The organism is Streptomyces sp. YPW6, from assembly GCF_018866325.1.
Lineage (GTDB): Bacteria > Actinomycetota > Actinomycetes > Streptomycetales > Streptomycetaceae > Streptomyces.
On the sequence record NZ_CP076457.1, the window covers coordinates 294,222 to 314,363 of the forward strand.

Below are 20,142 nucleotides of genomic sequence, written 5' to 3' on the forward strand. Positions count from 1 at the left end.
TCACTCGGCCCCCTCGGGATGGGTGGGTTCGGCGGCGCCGTCGGCTCCGGCGGCGGCGAGGAGGTCTTCGACGACGCGTTCCCAGGAGGGCAGTGCGTGCGCGGACCGGTAGCGGCGCAGGTCCTCCAGGCAGTCCTTGCGCAGGCGCAGCCAGCCGGTGTTGGGGAAGTAGGCCTCGATCAGCTCCCGCCAGACCGCCACCGGCATCAGGCAGGACGCCTCCTTGTGCCAGGGGATCGGCTCGGCGCGGAAGCGGTCGTGGCCGGTGAAGACCGTGCCGGAGAAGAGCATCAGCAGCGGGATCTCGCCGCGGGCCAGCGCCCGGAAGTAGGAGGCGGAGGCGACCTCGGTGTCGTAGGTGCAGGGCACCGGGAGATCGACGTGGGTGGTGCCGCTGAAGGCGGGCACGGTGATGGAGGCGTGGGCGAACTGGAGTGGTTTGAGGGTGCTGCTCCAGCGGTCGGGTTCTCCGAACAGGTCGCCGAGCATGTCGACCTCGTCCGGGTCGTAGGTGCGCTTGGCGGGTTCGATGCGGAGCTGGCAGCGCAGGGCGACGGCGTGGACGGGCAGGTGGTCGCGTTCCTCGATGCGCAGGCCGAACAGGAGCGTGGGGCTCGCGCCGAAGGGCTCGGGCCGGACGCCGGTGCAGCGGAAGTCGAGTTCGGTCACGGGGCGCCTCCCGGGCTTCCGCCGCCCGCCGCGTCGGCGGGCAGGGGCCGGGCGCGGGACGCGACGTGGTCGAAGAACTCCGTGAGGGCCGCGCGGGCCTCGGCTCCGCCGTCGAAGCCCTTCCAGTGAAGCCGCATCCGGCCGACGAGTTCGTAGGCGGCGTCGATCGGTACGAGCGTGCAGGTGGCGGGCTCCGCGTGCTCGGCGCGCAGCAGCAGCGCCTCCACGTCGTCCTCCAGAAGCCCGGCCAGGCGGGTACCGCCGATGACGGCGTCCCAGGTCGCGGGGTCGAGTTCGCTCTCGGTGGCTCCGGCGGGGCTCGGGTAGAACGCGGCGAGCCGGCCGAGTGCGGAGTTGCGGAAGAAGAAGGCGAGCCCGACGGGGATCTGGAGGCGGTCCCAGCCGTCGCCGTCGGGGGCGAAGCCGGGGTCGGTGAGGTAGCGGTCGGGGACGGCCCGGAAGCGGCCCTGTCCCGCGCCGGGCCGGGTGAAGAGGAGGTGGCAGGGCGGGCAGGAGCACTTGAGGGTGCGGCGGGTGGTGTCCACGAGATGCCGGTGCTCGTCCGGCAGCGGCTCCCCGCACAGTTCGCACCGCTCCCCCGGCGGTGGTGGCCGCCGGGTGAACTGGGCCAGCACACCGGCCGGGTTGGTGCTCACGGCCCGGCTCCCAGCAGTTCGGGCAGCGCGACCCGGACGGCCCCGTCCTCCTCCAGGAGCGGCAGCGGTTCCAGGTGGGCGCCCTCGCCGCGCCCCGCGTGCCGTACGTCGAACCGGGCGGCGCACGTGGCGCAGCGGAGGAACTCGCCGTCGAGGGGGGCGGTGCGCAGGTCGGCTCCGCAGCCGGGACAGCGGTCGCGGTAGGCGTAGAGGTTGCCGGGGAGCCGGACCAGCAGGAGGGCGTTGCCGTCGATGTCGGCGACGCGGGTGGTGCGGTCGTGGGCGGGCAGGGCGGGGGCGGCGAGGGTGTGCCAGTGGGGCGGCTCGGGTGCGGCGGACGGGGTCGGTGGGGCCGGGGCGCCGTCGGGCGGCCGTGGCTGGATCTGGAGGAGGGGCTGCTCGGCCGGAGCGGCCTCGGTGACGCCTTCGACCTCGATGTGCGCGATCTCCGGGGCGAGGCGGGCGACGGCTTCCTCGATCGTCCAGCGCACGGTCTGGGTGGAGGACGGGCAGCCGTCGCAGCTGCCGCGCAACCGCAGGCGCAGCGTGGGCCCTTCGGCGGCGTCCGGGTCGAGTCCGGCGACCTCGACGTCCCCGGCGTGGGAGCCGAGGTAGGGGCGGACCTTGTCGAGGGCGCGGCCGACCCGGGTCATGGTGCCGTCGGGGTGCAGGTCGTGCAGGATCAGCAGGTCCCCGACGAGTTCGTCGGCGGTGAGCACGGCGAGCGGGTCGGAGCCGGGTGGGGCGGAGCGCAGCAGCCGGACGGTGCGGGCGAGCCCCTCGCCGTAGAACTCGACGACGCCGCGCACGAGTTCGTCGGCGGTCTCGCGGGCCCGCGGGCCCGCCTCGCGTCCCAGTCGGTCCAGCAGTTCACCGATGTGTGCGCCGGGATCGGCTCCCGCCATGGTGGGCCCCTTTCCGGAGTACGCGCCCCAGGTGGTGGGGTCAGCCGCCCGCCAGTCCGCTCAGTCCGGTCGGCATGTGGGTCTGCTCGACGGTCCGGCCGCCGCCGACGTACATGTGCACACCGCACGGCAGGCAGGGGTCGAAGCTGCGGACGGCCCGCATGATGTCGATGCCCTTGAAGTTCTCGGGAGGGTTCTCCTCGAAGATGGGCGTGTTCTGGACGGCGTCCTCGTAGGGTCCGGGGGTGCCGTAGGTGTCACGGACGCTGCCGTTCCACGGGGTCGGCGGGTAGGGATGGTAGTTGGCGATCTTCCCGTCCCGGATGACCATGTGGTGGGAGAGGACGCCGCGGACGGCTTCGGTGAAGCCGCAGCCGATCGACTCGTCGGGAACGTCGAACTGCTCCCAGGTCTGGGTGCGTCCGGCGCGGACCTCCTCCATCGCCTGCTCGGCGAAGTGGAGGGCGGCGGCGGCCGCGTACGCCTGGAAGTAGGTGCGGGCCCGGTTGCGTTCGATGGCGTTGGACCACGGGGGGATCTTCCACTCCAGCGCCATCTCGGGCTTGGTCATGGTGCGCGGGAGGTTGATCTGCACGCTGTGGCCGGTGGCCTTGATGTAGCCGATGTCGACGAGTCCGGACAGCGCCGTGGACCAGAGCCGGGCGATGGGCCCGCCGCCGGTGTCCAGGGCGAGGTGGTCGGTCCCGTCGAACCAGCGCGGGGACATGACCCAGCTGTACTTGTCGTCGAAGTCCCGCTTCTGCGGGGCCGGGATGGTGTGCTGGTTCCAGGGGTGGCGTTCGTCGATCTCGTTGCCGAGGGGGTCGCGCTCGACGAACTTGCCCATGCCCGCCCAGTCCTCGTAGTAGGAGCTGCCGAGCAGGATGCGCAGGCCGAGGTTGATGTCGACGAGGCTGTTGGTGACGAGCTCGCCGTCGACGACCACACCGGGGGTGACGAACATCCTGCGGCCCCAGTCGGCCATGTTGGCGTAGGTGAAGTCGCAGTACGCCGGGTCGTTGAGCGCGCCCCAGCAGCCGAGCAGGACGCGCCGGCGGCCGACCTCCTCGTACCCGGGCAGCGCCTCGTAGAAGAAGTCGAAGAGGTCGTCGTGGAGCGGGACGACCCGCTTCATGAACTCCACGTAGCGGGTGAGGCGGGTCAGGTAGTCGGTGAAGAGCTGGATCGTGGCGACGGTGCCGACACCGCCCGGGTAGAGCGTGGAGGGGTGCACGTGGCGGCCCTCCATCAGGCAGAACATCTCGCGGGTGTACCGGCTGACCTGGAGGGCCTCGCGGTAGAACTCGCCCTCCAGCGGGTTCAGCGAGCGCATGATGTCGGCGATGGTGCGGTAGCCGTGGTCGGCGGCGTGCGGGGCCTCCGTGCGTTCCGCCAGTTCGAGGACGCCGGGGTTGGTCTCGCGGACCATCCGCTCGCAGTAGTCCACGCCGACCAGGTTCTCCTGGAAGATGTTGTGGTCGAACATGTACTCGGCGGCCTCACCGAGGTTGATGATCCACTCGCCGAGGTGCGGGGGCGCGACCCCGTACGCCATGTTCTGCGCGTAGACGGAGCAGGTCGCGTGGTTGTCGCCGCAGATGCCGCAGATGCGGCTGGTGATGAAGTGGGCGTCGCGCGGGTCCTTGCCCTTCATGAAGACGCTGTAGCCGCGGAAGATCGAGGAGGTGCTGTAGCACTCCGCGACCCGCTTCGCGGCGAAGTCGATCTTCGTGTGGATGCCGAGGCTGCCGACGATGCGCGTGATCGGGTCCCACGACATCTCCATGAGGCCGTCAGCGTCGACGGCGGGTTTGCCGGTCGCAGTCGCCATGGTCCCGCGCCGCCTTCCTGGTAGGGGTCGTGCTGCTCGCCCTGGCTCTTCGGCCCTCCGGGGTGTCCGGGGGCTCGGGTCACCAGGGCGGCCGGTAGCCGGTCTTGATGGTCTCGGTCTTCGTCCGCCACTTCGGTTCCTTGTCGGCCGTCTTCTCGGTGAAGTGGCGCAGCCGCCGCACGACGGAGCCGTAGACGCCGCTCGCCGCCGCCGATACGTGGCCGCCGGGGGGCTCGTCCATGAACGGCATGAACTTGTCCGGGAAGCCGGGCATGGTGCAGCCGATGCAGATGCCGCCGACGTTCGGGCAGCCGCCGACGCCGTTGATCCAGCCGCGCTTGGGTACGTTGCACTTGACGACCGGGCCCCAGCAGCCCAGCTTGACCAGGCACTGCGGGGAGCCGTACGCGTCGGCGAACTGGCCCTGCTCGTAGTAGCCGGCCCGGTCGCATCCCTCGTGGACGGTGGCGCCGAACAGCCAGGTGGGCCGCAGCTCCTCGTCCAGCGGGATCATGGGCGCGGCGCCGGCGGCCTGGTAGAGCAGGTACAGCAGGGTCTCGGAGGCGTTGTCGGGGTGGACGGGGCAGCCGGGGATGCAGACGATCGGGATGCCCGCCTTGGACTTCCACTCCCAGCCGAGGTAGTCCGGTACGCCCATCGCTCCGGTGGGGTTGCCCGCCATGGCGTGGATGCCGCCGTACGTGGCGCAGGTGCCGATGGCGACGACGGCGAGGGCCTTGGGGGTGAGCCGGTCGAGCCATTCGCTGGTGGTGATGGGCTGGCCGGTCTCGGGGTCGTCGCCGAAGCCGCACCAGTAGCCCTCGGGCTTGATGCGTTCGTTGGGGATGGAGCCCTCGACCACCAGGACGAAAGGTTCCAGTTCCCCCCGGTCGGCCTTGAAGAACCACTCGACGAAGTTGTCGGCGCCCTCGACGGGCCCGCACTCGTAGTCGATCAGCGGCCAGTGGACGGCGACCTTGGGCAGTCCCGGCAGAGCGCCGAGCGCGAGTTCCTCGATGCTCGGCTGGGTGGCGGCGGTGAGCGAGACGGAGTCCCCGTCGCAACTCAGCCCCGCGTTGATCCACAGAATGTGCACGGTCGGGTCGTCCGGAGGGGCGTCGGTCACGTCCGCGTCGGCCGTGGTGGCGGTCGGGGGGTTCATGGGCCCTCCTCGGGTCGGCCCGCTTCAGGATCTCTGGCCAGCAGCCTGATTCCTGGATACCCCGAGCACGTCCCGGCCGGTAAGTGCGGTCCGGCCCTATCGCCCGCGCGCACCTGTGGGGCGCTCGCCCGGGTCCCGGCGAGCGCCGGGGCCCGGGCACAAGGCCGTCGGTGCCTCAGGCCTCGGCGAGCACCGCGTCGATCTCACCGAGGAAGTCCTCCAGGTCTCCGGGGTTCCGTGAGGTGATCAGCGGCCAGTCCTCGGCGTCGTCGCGGACCACCGGCTTGTCGACCCAGGTGCCGCCCGCGTTGGTGATGTCGGTCCGCAGCGAGGCGTACGAGGTCAGCGTCTTGCCGCGGACGTAGCCGCCCTCGACCAGCGCCCACGGCCCGTGGCAGATGGCGGCCACCGGCCGGCCGGAAGCGGCGAACGAACTGACGATCCGGGTGGTGGCGTCCTGCAGGCGCAGCGAGTCGGCGTTCAGTGTGCCGCCCGGGACCAGGAGGAGGTCGTAGGCGGCGGGGTCGACGTCGTCGAGGGTGAGGTCGGGCCGCACGGTCTCGCCCGGATCGCGGTCTCCGACGAGGGTGCGGATCTCGTCGGCGGAGACCGCCGCCACGCTGACCTGCGCCCCGTGGTCGCGCAGGTGCTTCACGGGGACGACGAGCTCGTCCTGCTCGACGCCGTAGTTGGTGACGACGGCCAGGATCCGGCGGTCGTCGAGAGCGGTGGTGGACATGGACTGCTCCGTTCCTGTGGGGTCGGGTGTGGGGCTGTTCGTGCGGACCTCCCGCCGGGGCGGGCCCGGCGGTGGATCATCCGGCCGTGATGCGGACGCATGCGGCCACGGTGTCGCGCAGGCTCCCGGTCCGGGCCAGGGTCTCGCGCTGGACTTGTGCCCCGTTCCCGCGCCGGACCACGGTGGACAGGGCCTCTTCGGCGGCTTCCAGGTCGCCGCTGTCCTCCAGGGCGTCCCGCACGTGGTCCAGGAGGGCCCGCAGGACCTCGGGCGCGGGCTCCGGCCGCCAGGTCAGGGGGTGGACCAGCCGGTCCTCCAGGCCCGAGCGGCCCGCCTGCCAGGAGGCCGCACGCAGCAGGGACGTACCGGCCCCCGGCGGGGCCTCACCGGCCCGCCACTGGCGGGCGGCCGTCTCCACCAGGCCTCGGACGAGCGTGGCCAGCAGCACGGTGTCGGCCGGGTCCAGGCAGACGTCCGCGATCCTGACCTCCACCGTGGGGTAGCGGTGCGAGAGGCGCGCGTCGAAGTAGACCATTCCCTCGTCCCGGAGGACTCCGGTGTCTACCAGGGACCGCACTCCGGCGTGGTAGGCCTCGGCGGAGCCGTGGACGTCCACCGGGCCGGCCGAGGGCCACCGCCCCCAGACCTGGCTGCGGTAGCTGCTGTACCGGCTGTCCTGGCCCTGCCAGAACGGTGAGTTGGCGCTCAGGGCGAGCAGGACGGGCAGCCAGCAGCGGATCCGGTCGAGGACGGCGACGCCCTCCTCGTCCGAGTCCACCGAGACATGGACGTGGCAGCCGCAGGTCAGCTGCTCCTGGGCGGTCAGCCCGAAGCGCTCCGCCATCCAGCGGTACCGCTCCCCCGTGCCGATCTTCGGGCTGACCGGCAGCGGAGAGGTCGCCAGTGCCACCACCGACGCCCCGGCGTCGGCGGCGTGCCGGACCGCCCGCGCCCGCCACCGGCGGACCGAGTCGGCGAGCTCCTCGATGTCCGCGCAGGGCTGGGTGGAGAACTCCAGTTGCTGGCGATGCAGCTCCTCCTCGAAGGGCGACTCCCCGGCCGTGTCCTTCTCGGCGATCGCCAGGACCGCTGATGACAGCGCCCGGGCCTCTCCGCTGTCCTCGTCGACCAGCAACAGCTCTTCCTCTACTCCCACCGTGCGGACCACGGGGCCTCCCCTTCGACGCTCGACAGCGGCCGGGGCGACGTGCGCCCGATCGGATCGACGCGACGGGTACCCGCGCTCCGGCGAGCCACACTCCCGGGTGGCACCCGCGCCGCCTGCCGCGCTGCGCGCTCCGGGGCGGTGACCCGGGGCTCCCAATATCGCCGGACGCCACAGGCCCCGCATCTTGTTCCCTCCCCGTCCGGAGCAGGGTGCGACAGGCGCGTCGCCGGCGTCCCCGGCATCATCGGTTCCAGGGACTGCTTCGCCCGGCAGCGGGTACGCACCTGGGCGCATCACTCGTCCCCGGTCGCACCGGGGCCGCAAGGAAGGAAGCTCTCATGACCGACCGCAGGCCGGAAGGCACCGCCTACACCGGGGCTTCCGGCAGCCCGCCCCCCGTACCGGCGGACATGCCGGACCAGCAGAACCAGGAGGGCGAGGACGCTCTCGACATACCGGTGCCGGACCGGGTGGCCCGCCAGAACGACGACGGACCCGAGCTGGACGAGGCGGGCGCCGGCCGGAAGGCGCCGCGCAACGCGGGCGCGCACCCCGAGGATCACCCCGCCCCGGACGAGGCGACGGACTGAAGGCGCCCGGAACGCCCTGGAGCCCCGGAGCGCGACGCGCTCCGGGGCTCCAGGGTCGGTCAAACCTGGATCAGGCGGTGGTGATGTTCTCCGCCTGCGGGCCCTTCTGGCCCTGGGTGATGTCGAAGGTCACCGCCTGGCCTTCCTGGAGCTCACGGAAGCCGGTGGAGTTGATGTTGGAGTAGTGCGCGAAGACGTCGGGGCCGCCGCCGTCCTGCGCGATGAAGCCGAAGCCCTTTTCCGAGTTGAACCACTTGACGGTTCCGCTGGCCATGCCTGTACCTCTCAGCAGTAAACGGATCCGCACCGTGCGGACCCGGAGGTGATCGCCCTGGTTCTCAGGCACTGCACAGCAAAACGCCCGCGCCAGGCGCGGGCAGGTACTGCGAACCACGACATCTGTCGGCGACGCTACACGGCGAGGTCACTCCTCACCAGAGAGCAACGCCATTTGGTGTCGATCATCTTCCGAGCCACCGCTCCGCGCCCTGCCGGTCACAGACCCTTCAGGTGCGCTCGGCGTCCCTGGCAACCTCCCGTGCCCACAGGACCAGCGGCACCTGGACGGGCAGCCGGGCCCAGGCCGCGACCCGCAGCGGCCGGGGCCGGTGGCGCCAGTCGACGGCCATCTGAACATTGGCCGGAAACACCCCGACGAACAGGCCCGCGGTCATCCGGGCGGCAGCCGCCCGGGTCCGGGGGTGGGCAAGACCGGCGGCCAGGGCGAGTTCGACCGCGCCGCTGCCGTAGGTCCAGGTGCGGGGCGCTCCGGGCAGGACGCGGGGCACCATGGAGTCGAAGGCCTTCGGTACGGCGAAGTGGAGCACGCCCGCCCCGCCCAGGAACCCGGCGAGCAGGACGGCGGAACGCTTCGGTCGGGACATGCTTCTCCTTCGACGGCGGGACTTACTTGCGAGTAAGCTACGGGTACCCGGCACGTCGCGCACCCCTCAGGGCGCCAGCAGCCGCCAGAGCAGGAGCAGTCCGACGGCGCAGACGAGAAGTCCGGCGGCCAGGGCCAGCGCTCCCCGGCGTACGTTGTCGGGCTGGAAGCCGCCGAGCACGCTGAAGCACAGCCGTGCCCCGTGGCCCAGAGCCAGCGCCCCGCACAGGGTGACGGCGACGCCGACGGCGATGGCGTCCCACTGGCTCTCGAACGCTCTCTGGTACGGCCCTGACTCCCGCGTGGCCAGGACGTATCCGGCCGAGGTGAACAGGGCGGCGGGGAAGGCCACCAGTCCGAAGAGGACGGTCAGGCGTCGGATCACCGCAGCGATCCCCCTTCCACGGGGAAGCGGGAGAGGCGTTCGCGGACCGACCGCCTCAGCCGCTCCTCCCACCGGTCCCGCTCGGCGACATGGGTGAACAGCTCCCGCATCCGGTTCACCTCCTCGATCATGGCGTGCTCTTCCACCGCCATCCGGCGGTTCAGCGGCCGCTCGATCAGCAGCAGGAGAGCGACGCAGGCCGCGAGCGAGAGCACCGCCACGGTCAGGCCGACGGCCAGGAGCACGCCGCCGGGGCCGTCGCCCGTGGCGGCGGCCGACACCAGCACCGCCGGGATCAGCACCGCCAGCGCCGCTGAGGCGATGCGGGGCCGGCGGACCCGTCGCCGGCGCGCGGCCAGGGCCTGGAGCCCGGCCAGCCGTCGTTCGGTGGCCGTCAGCAGGCGCAGGAACGCCGCTCCGTCGTCGATCGCGCCCATGTCAGTCCCCGTTCCGCTGCGTGATGAGCGCCTGGAGTTCCTGGCCGAGGTGGGCGCGCAGCGCGCCGATCTGTGCGTCGTCGAGCTGGGAGGTCCGCGCGGGCAGCCCGGGAAGGAACTGGTGGCGGATCAGCCGCGAGGCCATCGGAAGGACGGACAGGCGCAGGGACGTCTCGTTCTCCAGATCCCGCAGGAGGGCTGCGAACGGGGACTCCCGGCGGGACCCGCCGGGGACGTAGTGGTCGCGCGCCTCGTCGAGCCGGTCCCAGTACAGATCGCTCTTGGACACCGCGACCATCAGCCAGCGCAGCCGTGTGGCCAGCTGCCCGTCGATGATCGCGTCGACCAGAAGCCGGAAGTCGGCCGCCTCCTTGCGCAGGTGCCAGGTGCGGACGGCTTCCTGGTCGACCACTCCGTCGGCGGCGAGCGCGTCGTGGACGTCGCGCTGGGAGCCTCGCTGCCAGATCCTGTTGTGCCCCCAGCACACGACGTGCACGATGCCGTGCGGCGAGGCATCGCCCCGCATGGTGTCGTGCAGGGCCCGTTCGCGCTGGGTGGACAGCTGCCCCGGGATGACGGTGACGGCGGCCCGGACGCGGCGGTTTCCGGAGCGCAGGACCGTGGCGTGCTTCTCGATGTCCGGGCTGCGGGAGCTGTCGCTGTCGCCCGTACGGATCGACTGCGTCAGCGCGTCGTACAGAACGCTCTTGCCCGCCCCCGCCTCGCCGGTGACGGCTATGGGGTTGACCGAGAGGCCGAGGCGTCCGTGCAGCGTGGCCGCACCCGCCGCGGCCCCCGGGCCGCCGCCGTCGACGGCGTGCCGCACGCTCTCCCACCGCGATCGAGTGTTCTCCCAGACGTCGGGCACGCGCGCGACTCCCCCCGGGTAGGCCGATGGGGAGATGCTAGCGATCAACTGAACCCGACACACCGGGACTTGCGAGATTCATGGGCGGCCGGGAACCGGGGCTGCTACTGGATGAACCGGGGCAGCCAGCGCGCCTGGTAGTCGGGGTGCCCCGCGTACTCGGCGGCGAGCTGCCGGACGGCGAAGCCCAGGCCCACCGCCCGGCCGGAGCGGAAGTCCTCGGCCGGGCGGTCGGTGTCCAGGTCGGCGACCTCGACGTACTCGCCGAGCATGACGCGGTGCGTCTCGATGCGCTCCAGGGTCCGCGCGGGGTTCTGGAGGGCGATGTGCTGGTCGAAGCCCCGGCCCCGCACCGTGAACGCCACTCCGCCGGTGCGGTCGTGGACCTCGCCCGGCACGTCGGCCGGGCACCGCCATCGGTCCCCGCCGGCGGCCAGTGCGACGTGTTCCTCGTCGGCGAGCCGCGCCCGGACGAAGGCCACCATCTCTGCGTTGCCGCCCATGTGGATGCCGCTCCCTCTTGCGCTGTTCGATCTCTGCACGCGATACGGGGAGCATTCTGGTGGACCGGACGCGGCGCGATCCACCTTCGCTTCCGGTTCACCCCACCGTGTCCCCCGCCTTCGCCCCGTTCCCGGCGGCCTGGTCGGCGAGGAACGCGTGGAGGGGTTCGGTCTTCCGGCGGCGGTACTCCTGCACCGCCCAGCCGTTGCCGTCCGGGTCGGTGAAGTACATGAAGGTCGCGCCGTCGTCGGGGGTGTACCGCTGCGGCTCGGAGACCTCGACGCCCCGGCCGACGAGTTCGGCGTGCGCGGCGTCGATGTCGGCGACGCAGAGCTGGAGGCCGTGGTACGTGCCCGGCTGCGGGCTTCCCGTCGGGCTGGGCAGGCCGTCGGTGAGGGCGATCGAACAGCCGGAGCCGGGCGGCGTCAGCTGCACCACGCGGGCGCCCGCCATCACCTCGGCGTCGATGTCGACGTGGAAGCCGAGCTTGTCCCGGTAGAAGTCCCGGGCCCGGTCGATGTCGGTCACGGGGAGCACGATCACTTCGAGGGTCCAGTCCATGGGTCAGCGCCCTTTCGCGGGTCGGTCGGTGTCCGGGCCGGGTGACGGCCCGTCGGGGCCGGGTGGCGGTGCGTCCGATCCGGGTGATGGTACGTCCGGGCCGGGCCCCGCCGCCTCCGGTCCGGGTGCCGGCTCCTTTGCCTCACCGCCGTCGGCCGCTCCCGCCTCGCCGCCGTCGGCCGCTCCCGCCTCGCCGCTGTCGGCTGCTCCCTCCGCGGCGAGCGGCGTCGCGCCGCCCTGGAGACGGGCCAGGTCGGCGGGCCGGACCTGGATGACGAACAGGGCGACCAGGGCGGCGAGCACGGCGAAGCAGGCCGCGACGACGAAGGCGCTGGAGACACCCGAGGTGAGGACCTCGTCGCCCCAGGGGGGCGGCAGCTCGCCGGTCCTGCGGAACTCCAGAAGCTGGGCGGGCGTGCCCTCCCGGAGGAACTGCGGCACCTGGTCGCTCGCCTCGTTGCGGCTGGCCGTACCGAACGTCGTCACCAGGATCGACAGCCCCAGCGAGCCGCCCACCTGCTGGGTGGCGTTGAGGATGCCGGAGGCGGCGCCCGCCTCCTTCGGGGCGACGCCCGAGACCGCCATCAGCGTCAGCGACACGAACTGCATGCCCATGCCGAAGCCGAACACGAGCATCGGGCCGAGGATCGAGCCGAGGTAGGAACTGTGGACGTCGGTCAGCGTCAGCCAGCCGAGCCCGGCGGCGGCCAGCAGCGCGCCGGTCACCATGAAGGGCTTGGGGCCCCACCTGGGCAGGAGCTGGGAGGCGAGGCCCGCGCTGACCGCGATGACGGCGCTGACCGGGAGGAAGGCGAGGCCGGCCCGCAGCGGGCTGAAGTCGAGCACGTTCTGCACGAAGAGGGTCAGGAAGAAGAACATCCCGAACAGCGCGGCCGCGAGGCTCAGCATCATCGCGTACGACCCGGCGCGGTTGCGGTCGCGGAACATCCACAGCGGCGTGATGGGCTGCTTCGAGCCGCGTTCGATCAGGATGAAGACCGTCAGGAGCACCACGGCCACCGCGAACGACCCGAGGGTCAGCGCGTCGGTCCAGCCGTCCTCGGAGGCGCGGATGAAGCCGTAGACGAGCAGCACCATGCCGACCGTCGAGGTCAGCGCGCCGACGATGTCGAAGTGGCCGGGACGGCGCTCGGACTCGGGGATGAAGCGAGGGGTCGCGATGGCGATGAGCAGGCCGATCGGGACGTTGACGAACAGGACCCAGCGCCAGTCCAGCCACTCCACGAGCAGCCCGCCGGCGAGCAGCCCGATCGCGCTGCCGCCAGCGGAGACGGCCGCGAAGACCCCGAACGCGCGGTTGCGTTCGGGGCCCTCGCGGAAGGTGGTGGTGATCAGCGACAGGGCGGTCGGCGAGGCGATCGCGCCGCCGACGCCCTGGAGGGAGCGGGCGGCCAGCAACTGCCAGCCCTCCTGGGACAGCCCGCCGAGCAGCGAGGCGAAGACGAAGAGCAGCACGCCGAAGATGAAGACTCTGCGGCGGCCGAGGATGTCGCCGAGGCGTCCGCCGAGCAGCAGCAGTCCGCCGAAGGTCAACGTGTACGCGTTGACGACCCAGGAGAGGTTCTCGGTGGAGAATCCCAGGTCCTTCTGCATGTGTGGCAGCGCGATGTTGACGATGGTGACGTCCAGCACCACCATCAGCTGGCACGAGGCGATGACCAGCAGCGCCAGTCCGCTCCGGTGCCGGTCGTGGGCGGTGGCCGTGGGCGTGGGTGTCGCGCGGGAGCCCGTCATGGTGGAGGTCGTCTCTCGTGCCGAGGGCAGTGCCCCGCGTGGGCGCGGGCGTTCACCCGACCGACGTTAAGCCGGAACCGGGGGCCCCGCCATTCGAGCGAGCGGCCCGCCGCGCACGCCGCCGCGCCCTCACTGGAGCGCGCGGACCGCGGTGCGGAAGACGGCGGGGGCCCGGTGGGCCGCGGCGACGATCAGCCGGCCCGAGGCCGGGTGGCCCGCCGCGCTCAGCAGGGCCCTGGTGAGCAGGCGGTAGCGCCGGGTGGCCCGCGCCCAGTGGCGGGGGTAGTCCTCGGGCCGTCCGGCGCTCAGGCAGTCGGCTGCGGCCGTCGCGGTGGCGACCGCGAGGGCGATGCCCTCCCCGGTGAGGGCGTCGACGTACCCGGCGGCGTCGCCGACCAGCAGGACGCGCCCGGCCCGCCGGCCCAGCGCCCGCTGGCGCAGGGGGCCGGCTCCGCGTACGGGAGTGGCCCCCCGGCTGTCCGTGAGCCGGGCCGCGAGGGCGGGGAAGGCGGCCAGATGCCGGTCGTAGGGGCGGCGGTCGCGGCTCAGGACGGCCACGCCGACCAGGCGCTCGCCGACCGGGGTCACGTACGCCTCGCCGTGCCGGGACCAGTGCACCTCGACGTGATCCGTCCACGGGGCGATCGGGTAGTGGCGGCGCAGCCCGTAGCGTCCGGGCCCGGGGACCGGGTGGTCCAGGCCCAGGGCTCGGCGCAGCGGCGAGTGGAGCCCGTCGGCGGCGATGAGCCAGCGCGCGGTGAGTCCGGCTGCGGTGACGGTGCGCTCGTCCTGCCGCACCTCCCCCACCTTGGCGGCGACGACGCGGACCCCGAGGACGGCGGCCCGCTCGTGCAGAGCCGTGTGGAGCTCGGTGCGGCGGACACCCGCGCCCGGGCCGCCCCGGAAGGCCGCTTCCGCGCTGCGCCGGCCGTCCGTGTAGCGGATGCCGCGCAGTGCGTGGCCCCCGAGCCGGACGCCGAGGTCGCGCAGGGCCGCGACGCCGCCGGGCATGATGCCCTCGCCGCACGCCTTGTCGACAGGGGTGGTGCGCGGCTCGACCACCACCGTCTCCAGGCCCGCGGCGGCGGCCCGGATCGCGGCGGCCAGTCCGGCCGGCCCGCCGCCCGCGACCAGGACGTCGATCACGCGGGTGCGTCCGCGGCCGGGAGGCGGGCCAGCGCCCCGTCCTCGCAGCGGATCCGGACGGCCATGAGCGCGGCGTTGAGGGCGGTGAACACCAGGGCGGTCACCCACGCCCCGTGGACCAGGGGCAGCGCGAGTCCTTCGGCGGCGACGGCGACGTAGTTGGGGTGGCTCAGCCACCGGTAGGGGCCACCGGTGATCCGGGGCAGGCCGGGGACGACGATGACGCGGGTGTTCCAGCGGGGGCCGAGCGTACGGATGCACCACCAGCGGAGCGCTTGGGCGGCCACGACGACGGCGACCATCACCCAGCCGAGGACCGGCGGGAAGGGACGTTCGGCGAACCGGACCTCCGCCAGGCAGCCGGCCAGGAGCGCGGTGTGGAGCGCGACCATCCCCGGATAGTGCCCCCGGCCCGATTCGACGCCGCCCCGGGCGAGGCTCCAGCGGGTGTTGCGGCGGGCCACCACGAGTTCGGCCAGGCGCTCGGCCGCGACGGCGAGCACGAGGACGGTGTACCAGGTCATGGACCGTTCCTTCCTACCAGCGCAGCAGCACCAGTTCGCAGCAGAATCCCGGGCCCATGGCCAGCAGCAGTCCGGGGGTGCCCGGCTCGGGCCGGCGCTGCTCGATGGTGTCCCGCAGGACGTGCAGGACCGAGGACGAGGACAGGTTGCCGATGTCGGCCAGCGAGCGCCAGGTGACGTCGAGGGCTCCGTCGCGCAGGTCGAGGACCTCGGTGACGGCCTCCAGGACCTTGGGGCCGCCCGGATGGCAGACCCAGCGGGCGATGTCCTTCGGCTTGAGGCCGTGTTCACCGAGGAACTCCGTCACGTCGTCGGCGAGATGGCGGCGTACGACCTCGGGCACTCCCGGGTCGAGAACGACACGGAATCCGGTGGACCCGATGTCCCAGCCCATGACGTGCTCGGTGTCCGGGTACATCCGGCTGCGGGTGGCGACGATCTCGGGTCCGGCGGCGGAGCGGCGGCCGCCGAGGGCGACCACGGCCGCCGCGCCGTCCCCGAACAGCCCTGTCGCCACGAGATTGGCGGGCGAGACGTCGTGGCGCTGGAAGGTGAGGGAGCAGAGTTCGACCGACAGGAGCACGGCCACGTCGTCGGGGCGGCCGAGGAGGTAGTCGTGCAGCCGGGCCGTTCCGGCGGCTCCGGCGACGCAGCCGAGTCCGAAGACGGGCAGCCGTTTGACGTCGGACCGCATCCCGAGGCGGGTCACGAGCCGGGCGTCCACCGAGGGGGCGGCGATCCCGGTGACGGACGTGAACATCAGCAGGTCGACGTCGGTGGGGCGCAGGCCCGCCGTCCGCAGCGCACCGCGTACGGCCTGGGCTCCGAGGTCGACGGCCGACCGGATGAACACGTCGTTGGCCGGGCCGAAGCCGTCGAGGTCGCGGTAGCCGTCCAGCGGCAGCACGGTGTGCCTGCTGCGGACCCGCGCGTTCTCGTGGAGCCGGTCGAGAACACGCCGGTCGGCGCCTGGCGGCAAGCACGTCCGCGCCACCATGTCGGTGACCTCGCGCTGGGTGTGACGGTGTGGCGGCAGTGCCCCGTGCACCGCGGCGATGCGGGTCATCCTGCCTCCTGCTTCGGTGGCGTCATGCCCCCATCCTGCCCACAATGCCGGTCGAATCGCCGCAAAAGACCCGCCCTGTCGCCTCATTGACGGGGTGCCATCCCCTTACGATCGCCCGATGGACGCCACGGAGAGGATGAGCCCGGCGGGGCCCCTTCCGGCGGATTCCCTTCCGGCGGGTTCCCTTCCGGCGGGTTCCCTTCCGGCGGGTGCGGATCCGGCTGACGCGAGTCCGACCGGTCAGGATCCGGCCGAAGCGGACTGGGCCGACCAGGATCCGACCGACGCGGATCCGACCGACCGGGATCCGGCCGAAGCGGATCCGGCCGACGACGGGCGCCGGGGCGGCCGGCTCGTGGGGCTCGCGCTCGCAGGCCACCCCGGTCCCGCGCTCGCGGTGACCGCGCTGGCCTGCGCCCTCTCCTTCGGCTCCGGGCTCGGCGGCCCCCGCTCCGCCCTGGTCACGGCGGCCGTGCTGACCGGCCAGCTCTCGGTGGGCTGGTGCAACGACGCATACGACGCGCGACGTGACGCCCGGGCCGGACGCCGGGGGAAGCCGGCCTCCGACGGCACGGTCGGGACGGGTGCGGTGTGGACGGCGGCGGCGACCGCGCTCGCCGGGTGCGTACCGCTCTCGCTGGCCTGCGGCACTCTCGCCGGTACGGTGCACCTCGCCGCGGTCGCGGCCGCCTGGCTCTACAACCTGAGGCTCAAGGCGACCGCTCTGTCCTGGCTGCCGTACGTGGCCGGCTTCGCCGCCCTGCCCGCCGTCGTCGCCCTCGCCCTGCCCGGCGGGCCGGCACCCCGGTGGTGGACGGTGGCGGCCGGGGCGCTGCTCGGATTCGCGGCGCACCTGGCCGACACGCTGCCGGACATCGCGGCGGACCGGGCTGCCGGGATCCGGGGTCTTCCGCACCGGCTGGGCGACCGGGGGACCCGGCTGCTGCTGCCGCTGCCGCTCCTCGCCGCGACGGCGGTACTGGCGCTCGGCCCCCCGGAGCCGCTGGACGCCGGGGGTGCGGCGGCGCTGGCCTGGGCCGGAGCAGCGGCCCTCACGGGCCCGGCACTCGGCCGCCGGTGGCGCAAGGCCGCCCTGGCCGCCGCGGTGGCCGTCGCGGCGGTGGATCTGGCACTGCTGCTGGTCCGGGGCGTTGCGGCGGGCTGAGCAGGACCGCCCGGCATCCTCCTGACGCAGCGTCACATAGCACCCCAGGATGACATGACCATGCGAACACCGTTGACAAATTCGAAACAGCGCAGAAATCTGTGAACCTCTGGCCGCAAAAGATTGACTTGTGGACTCAAATATTGTGGAAGCAGAGGACATCATGAGATGGAAGCGACTCACCGGACGGACGGTCGCCGGGCTGCTGACAGCCGGGCTGATCTCCGCCGGGCTCCTGCCCGTCACCGCGAGCGCGGCTGAGGCCACGGACCTCGCACGGGGCAAGACCGTCACCGCCAGCGGATCGCACGGCCTGTACCCGGCGGCGAACGCCAACGACGGGCGGATCGACAGCTACTGGGAGTCCAACGGGCTCCCCGCCGACCTCACGGTGAAGCTCGGCGCGGACGCGGACCTGCAGTCCGTGGTGGTCAAGCTCAACCCCGACCCGATCTGGGCGAGGCGGACACAGGACATCCAGGTGCTCGGCCGGACGCAGGACGGAACCACGTTCTCATCGCTGCGGGCCCGCGCCGGCTATGTGTTCAACCCCGCCACCAACCAGAACACCGTGACCATCCCGGTGGACGGCCGGGTCGCCGACCTCCAGCTGAAGTTCTTCGCCAACACCGAGGCGCCCGGCGCGCAGATCGCCGAGATCCAGGTGCTCGGAACGGCCGCGCCCAACCCGGACCTGACGGTGAGCGCGCTGTCCTGGAGCCCCTCGTCACCGTCCGAGACGGACGACATCACCGTCGAGGGCACCGTCCGCAACACCGGCTCGGCCGCCTCCCCCGCGACCACCGTCGACGTGAGTCTGGGCGGCGTGGTCGTGGGCAGCGCGCCGGTGGGCCCGCTGGCGGCGGGAGCGTCCGCCCCGGTCTCGGTGGAGGCCGGCCGGCGGCCGCAGGGGTCGTACACCGTCTCGGCCCTGGTGGACCCCACCGACACGGTCGTCGAGTCGGACGACACCAACAACAGCCGGACCACCGCCTCCCCGCTGGTGGTCGGCCAGAGCCCCGGCCCCGACCTGGAGGTCCGCTCCATCTCCTCCGACCCGGCCAGCCCGGCCGTCGGCGCGACGGTCACCTTCACCGTCGCGGTGCACAACCGCGGCACCAGCGCGGTGGGCGCGGGCACGGTCACCCGGCTGACCGTCGGTTCCACCACGCTCAACGGCACCGCCCCGGCCATCGCCGCGGGCGCGACCGCGAACGTCACCCTCGGCGGCAGCTGGAAGGCGACGAACGGCGGCGCGACCCTGACCGCCACCGCCGACGCCACGAACCTGGTCGCGGAGACCAGCGAGACCAACAACACCTTCGCCCGGTCCATCGTGGTCGGACGCGGCGCGGCCGTCCCGTACACCGAGCTGGAGGCGGAGAAGGCCGACTACCGGGGCACGCTCCTGCGGTCCGACGCCGAGCGCACCTTCGGCCACACGAACTTCGCCACCGAGTCCTCCGGCCGCGCGTCGGTGCGGCTCAACTCCACGGGTGAGTACGTGGAGTTCACCTCGACCGCCCCGGCGAACTCGATCGTCGTCCGCAACTCCATCCCGGACGCGCCCGGCGGCGGCGGCCGCGAGGCGACCATCAGCCTGTACGCCGACGGCGCGTTCGTCCGCAAGCTCGACCTCTCCTCGAAGCACAGCTGGCTGTACGGGAACACCGACAGCCCCGAGGGGCTCACCAACACACCGGGCGGCGACGCGCGACGGCTGTTCGACGAGTCCCACGCCCTGCTCACCGAGACCTACCCGGCGGGAACGAAGTTCCGTCTCCAGCGGGACGCGAGCGACGACGCCGCTTTCTACATCATCGACCTGATCGACCTGGAGCAGGTCGCGGCGCCCTCCTCGCAGCCGTCCGGCTGCGTCTCCATCACTACGTACGGCGCGGTGGCGAACGACGGGATCGACGACACGACGGCCATCCAGCGCGCGGTGACGGCCAACCAGAACGGCGAGATCGACTGCGTATGGATCCCGGCCGGCCAGTGGCGCCAGGAGCAGAAGATCCTCACCGACGACCCGCTCGACCGGGGCCAGTGGAACCAGGTCGGCATCCGGGACGTCACGATCCGGGGCGCGGGCATGTGGCACTCCCAGCTCTACACCCTGACCCCGCCGCACGAGGCGGGCGGCATCAACCACCCGCACGAGGGCAACTTCGGCTTCGACATCGACGAGAACACGCACATCTCCGACATCGCCATCTTCGGCTCGGGCACGATCCGCGGCGGTGACGGCAACCACGAGGGCGGCGTCGCGCTCAACGGCCGGTTCGGCAAGGACACGAAGATCAGCAACGTCTGGATCGAGCACGCCAACGTGGGCGTCTGGGCCGGCCGCGACTTCGACAACATCCAGGAGCTGTGGAACCCGGGCGACGGCGTCGAGTTCACCGGTATGCGGATCCGCAACACGTACGCGGACGGCATCAACTTCGCCAACGGCACCCGGAACTCCACGGTCTACAACTCGTCGTTCCGCAACACCGGCGACGACGCTCTCGCCGTCTGGTCCAGCAAGTACGTCAAGGACCAGTCCGTCGACATCGGCCACGACAACAGCTTCCGCAACAACACCATCCAGCTCCCGTGGCGCGCCAACGGCATCGCGATCTACGGCGGGTACGACAACAGGATCGAGAACAACCTGATCTCCGACACCATGAACTACCCGGGCATCATGCTGGCGACCGACCACGACCCGCTGCCCTTCTCCGGGCAGACGCTGATCGCCAACAACGGCCTGCACCGCACCGGCGGAGCCTTCTGGAACGAGGACCAGGAGTTCGGCGCGATCACCCTCTTCCCGCAGAACCTGCCGATCCCCGGGGTCACGATCCGCGACACGGACATCGTCGACTCCACCTACGACGGCATCCAGTTCAAGACGGGCGGCGGCCTGATGCCGGACGTGAAGATCCAGAACGTGCGGATCGACCAGTCCAACCACGGCTCCGGCATCCTCGCGATGGGCGGCGCGCGCGGCAACGCGACGCTCACCGACGTGACGGTCACCGACTCGCGCGACGGCCACGTGCTGATCGAGCCGGGTTCGCAGTTCACCATCTCCGGCACCCCGAACGGCGCCCGCGCCAAACGCTGATCGCACGGAACGG

21 protein-coding genes are annotated in these 20,142 nt (G+C 72.3%); 3 read left to right on the forward strand and 18 right to left on the reverse strand.

Features of this window, described 5'->3' with window-relative positions; genetic code table 11:
- From KME66_RS01270 to KME66_RS01300, 7 genes are all read right to left on the reverse strand, one after another.
- Positions 1–669: a DUF6084 family protein gene (locus KME66_RS01270; protein ID WP_216317978.1), complete on the reverse strand. Its 669-nt coding sequence runs from the start codon at positions 667–669 to the stop codon at positions 1–3.
- Entirely contained in the window at positions 666–1,325 is a 660-nt protein-coding gene (locus KME66_RS01275) for a DUF5947 family protein (protein WP_079185635.1), read from the reverse strand. The genes KME66_RS01270 and KME66_RS01275 overlap by 4 nt, the downstream gene beginning before the upstream one ends.
- Positions 1,322–2,230, reverse strand: coding sequence for a NifU family protein (locus tag KME66_RS01280; protein ID WP_216317980.1), 909 nt, complete (start codon positions 2,228–2,230; stop codon positions 1,322–1,324). Before KME66_RS01280 ends, KME66_RS01275 begins: the two co-directional genes overlap by 4 nt.
- Before the next feature lie 40 nt (positions 2,231–2,270).
- Complete coding sequence (locus KME66_RS01285) at positions 2,271–4,061, reverse strand: nickel-dependent hydrogenase large subunit (protein WP_073223480.1); 1,791 nt, start codon at positions 4,059–4,061, stop codon at positions 2,271–2,273.
- Between the two features lie 79 nt (positions 4,062–4,140).
- Complete coding sequence (locus KME66_RS01290; RefSeq protein ID WP_073223482.1) at positions 4,141–5,223, reverse strand: hydrogenase expression protein HypE; 1,083 nt, start codon at positions 5,221–5,223, stop codon at positions 4,141–4,143.
- A 175-nt stretch (positions 5,224–5,398) separates the two neighbouring features.
- The gene (locus KME66_RS01295; protein ID WP_073223484.1) at positions 5,399–5,962 is read right to left on the reverse strand and encodes a DJ-1/PfpI/YhbO family deglycase/protease; all 564 of its coding nucleotides are present in this window, start codon (positions 5,960–5,962) and stop codon (positions 5,399–5,401) included.
- Positions 5,963–6,038: 76 nt separating this feature from the next.
- Positions 6,039–7,130, reverse strand: coding sequence for a glutamate--cysteine ligase (locus KME66_RS01300; RefSeq protein WP_216317982.1), 1,092 nt, complete (start codon positions 7,128–7,130; stop codon positions 6,039–6,041).
- Between the two features lie 338 nt (positions 7,131–7,468).
- Here KME66_RS01300 and KME66_RS01305 point away from each other — a divergent pair, with 338 nt between their 5' ends.
- Positions 7,469–7,720, forward strand: coding sequence for a hypothetical protein (locus KME66_RS01305; RefSeq protein WP_073223488.1), 252 nt, complete (start codon positions 7,469–7,471; stop codon positions 7,718–7,720).
- A gap of 70 nt (positions 7,721–7,790) precedes the next feature.
- On the opposite strand, the gene KME66_RS01310 is transcribed toward KME66_RS01305, so the two are convergent.
- The 11 genes from KME66_RS01310 to KME66_RS01360 form a co-directional block, all read right to left on the reverse strand.
- The gene (locus tag KME66_RS01310; RefSeq protein WP_003964323.1) at positions 7,791–7,994 is read right to left on the reverse strand and encodes a cold-shock protein; all 204 of its coding nucleotides are present in this window, start codon (positions 7,992–7,994) and stop codon (positions 7,791–7,793) included.
- Between the two features lie 232 nt (positions 7,995–8,226).
- On the reverse strand, positions 8,227–8,604 hold the full coding sequence (locus KME66_RS01315) for a hypothetical protein (protein WP_073223490.1): 378 nt from the start codon (positions 8,602–8,604) through the stop codon (positions 8,227–8,229).
- Positions 8,605–8,670: 66 nt separating this feature from the next.
- Positions 8,671–8,988: a hypothetical protein gene (locus tag KME66_RS01320; RefSeq protein ID WP_216317984.1), complete on the reverse strand. Its 318-nt coding sequence runs from the start codon at positions 8,986–8,988 to the stop codon at positions 8,671–8,673.
- Complete coding sequence (locus KME66_RS01325) at positions 8,985–9,425, reverse strand: hypothetical protein (RefSeq protein WP_216317987.1); 441 nt, start codon at positions 9,423–9,425, stop codon at positions 8,985–8,987. Before KME66_RS01325 ends, KME66_RS01320 begins: the two co-directional genes overlap by 4 nt.
- A 1-nt stretch (position 9,426) precedes the next feature.
- Positions 9,427–10,293, reverse strand: coding sequence for a hypothetical protein (locus tag KME66_RS01330; RefSeq protein ID WP_216317988.1), 867 nt, complete (start codon positions 10,291–10,293; stop codon positions 9,427–9,429).
- A 104-nt stretch (positions 10,294–10,397) separates the two neighbouring features.
- Complete coding sequence (locus KME66_RS01335) at positions 10,398–10,796, reverse strand: DUF6221 family protein (RefSeq protein WP_073223499.1); 399 nt, start codon at positions 10,794–10,796, stop codon at positions 10,398–10,400.
- A 97-nt stretch (positions 10,797–10,893) separates the two neighbouring features.
- A complete protein-coding gene (locus KME66_RS01340; RefSeq protein ID WP_073223501.1) occupies positions 10,894–11,358 on the reverse strand; it encodes a VOC family protein in 465 nt (154 codons plus the stop codon).
- Positions 11,359–11,361: 3 nt separating this feature from the next.
- Complete coding sequence (locus KME66_RS01345) at positions 11,362–13,113, reverse strand: MFS transporter (protein WP_216317990.1); 1,752 nt, start codon at positions 13,111–13,113, stop codon at positions 11,362–11,364.
- Between the two features lie 129 nt (positions 13,114–13,242).
- Positions 13,243–14,259: an NAD(P)/FAD-dependent oxidoreductase gene (locus tag KME66_RS01350; protein ID WP_216317992.1), complete on the reverse strand. Its 1,017-nt coding sequence runs from the start codon at positions 14,257–14,259 to the stop codon at positions 13,243–13,245.
- Entirely contained in the window at positions 14,256–14,783 is a 528-nt protein-coding gene (locus KME66_RS01355) for an isoprenylcysteine carboxyl methyltransferase family protein (protein ID WP_216317994.1), read from the reverse strand. Before KME66_RS01355 ends, KME66_RS01350 begins: the two co-directional genes overlap by 4 nt.
- 13 nt (positions 14,784–14,796) lie before the next feature.
- The gene (locus KME66_RS01360; RefSeq protein ID WP_216317996.1) at positions 14,797–15,849 is read right to left on the reverse strand and encodes a type III polyketide synthase; all 1,053 of its coding nucleotides are present in this window, start codon (positions 15,847–15,849) and stop codon (positions 14,797–14,799) included.
- Between the two features lie 118 nt (positions 15,850–15,967).
- Between KME66_RS01360 and KME66_RS01365 the strand changes: the two genes are divergently transcribed.
- Both KME66_RS01365 and KME66_RS01370 read left to right on the forward strand, forming a co-directional pair.
- Entirely contained in the window at positions 15,968–17,014 is a 1,047-nt protein-coding gene (locus tag KME66_RS01365) for a UbiA family prenyltransferase (protein ID WP_253208195.1), read from the forward strand.
- A gap of 163 nt (positions 17,015–17,177) precedes the next feature.
- Positions 17,178–20,129, forward strand: a complete 2,952-nt coding sequence (locus KME66_RS01370; RefSeq protein ID WP_216317998.1) for a CARDB domain-containing protein — start codon at positions 17,178–17,180, stop codon at positions 20,127–20,129.
- The last annotated feature ends 13 nt before the right edge of the window (positions 20,130–20,142 follow it).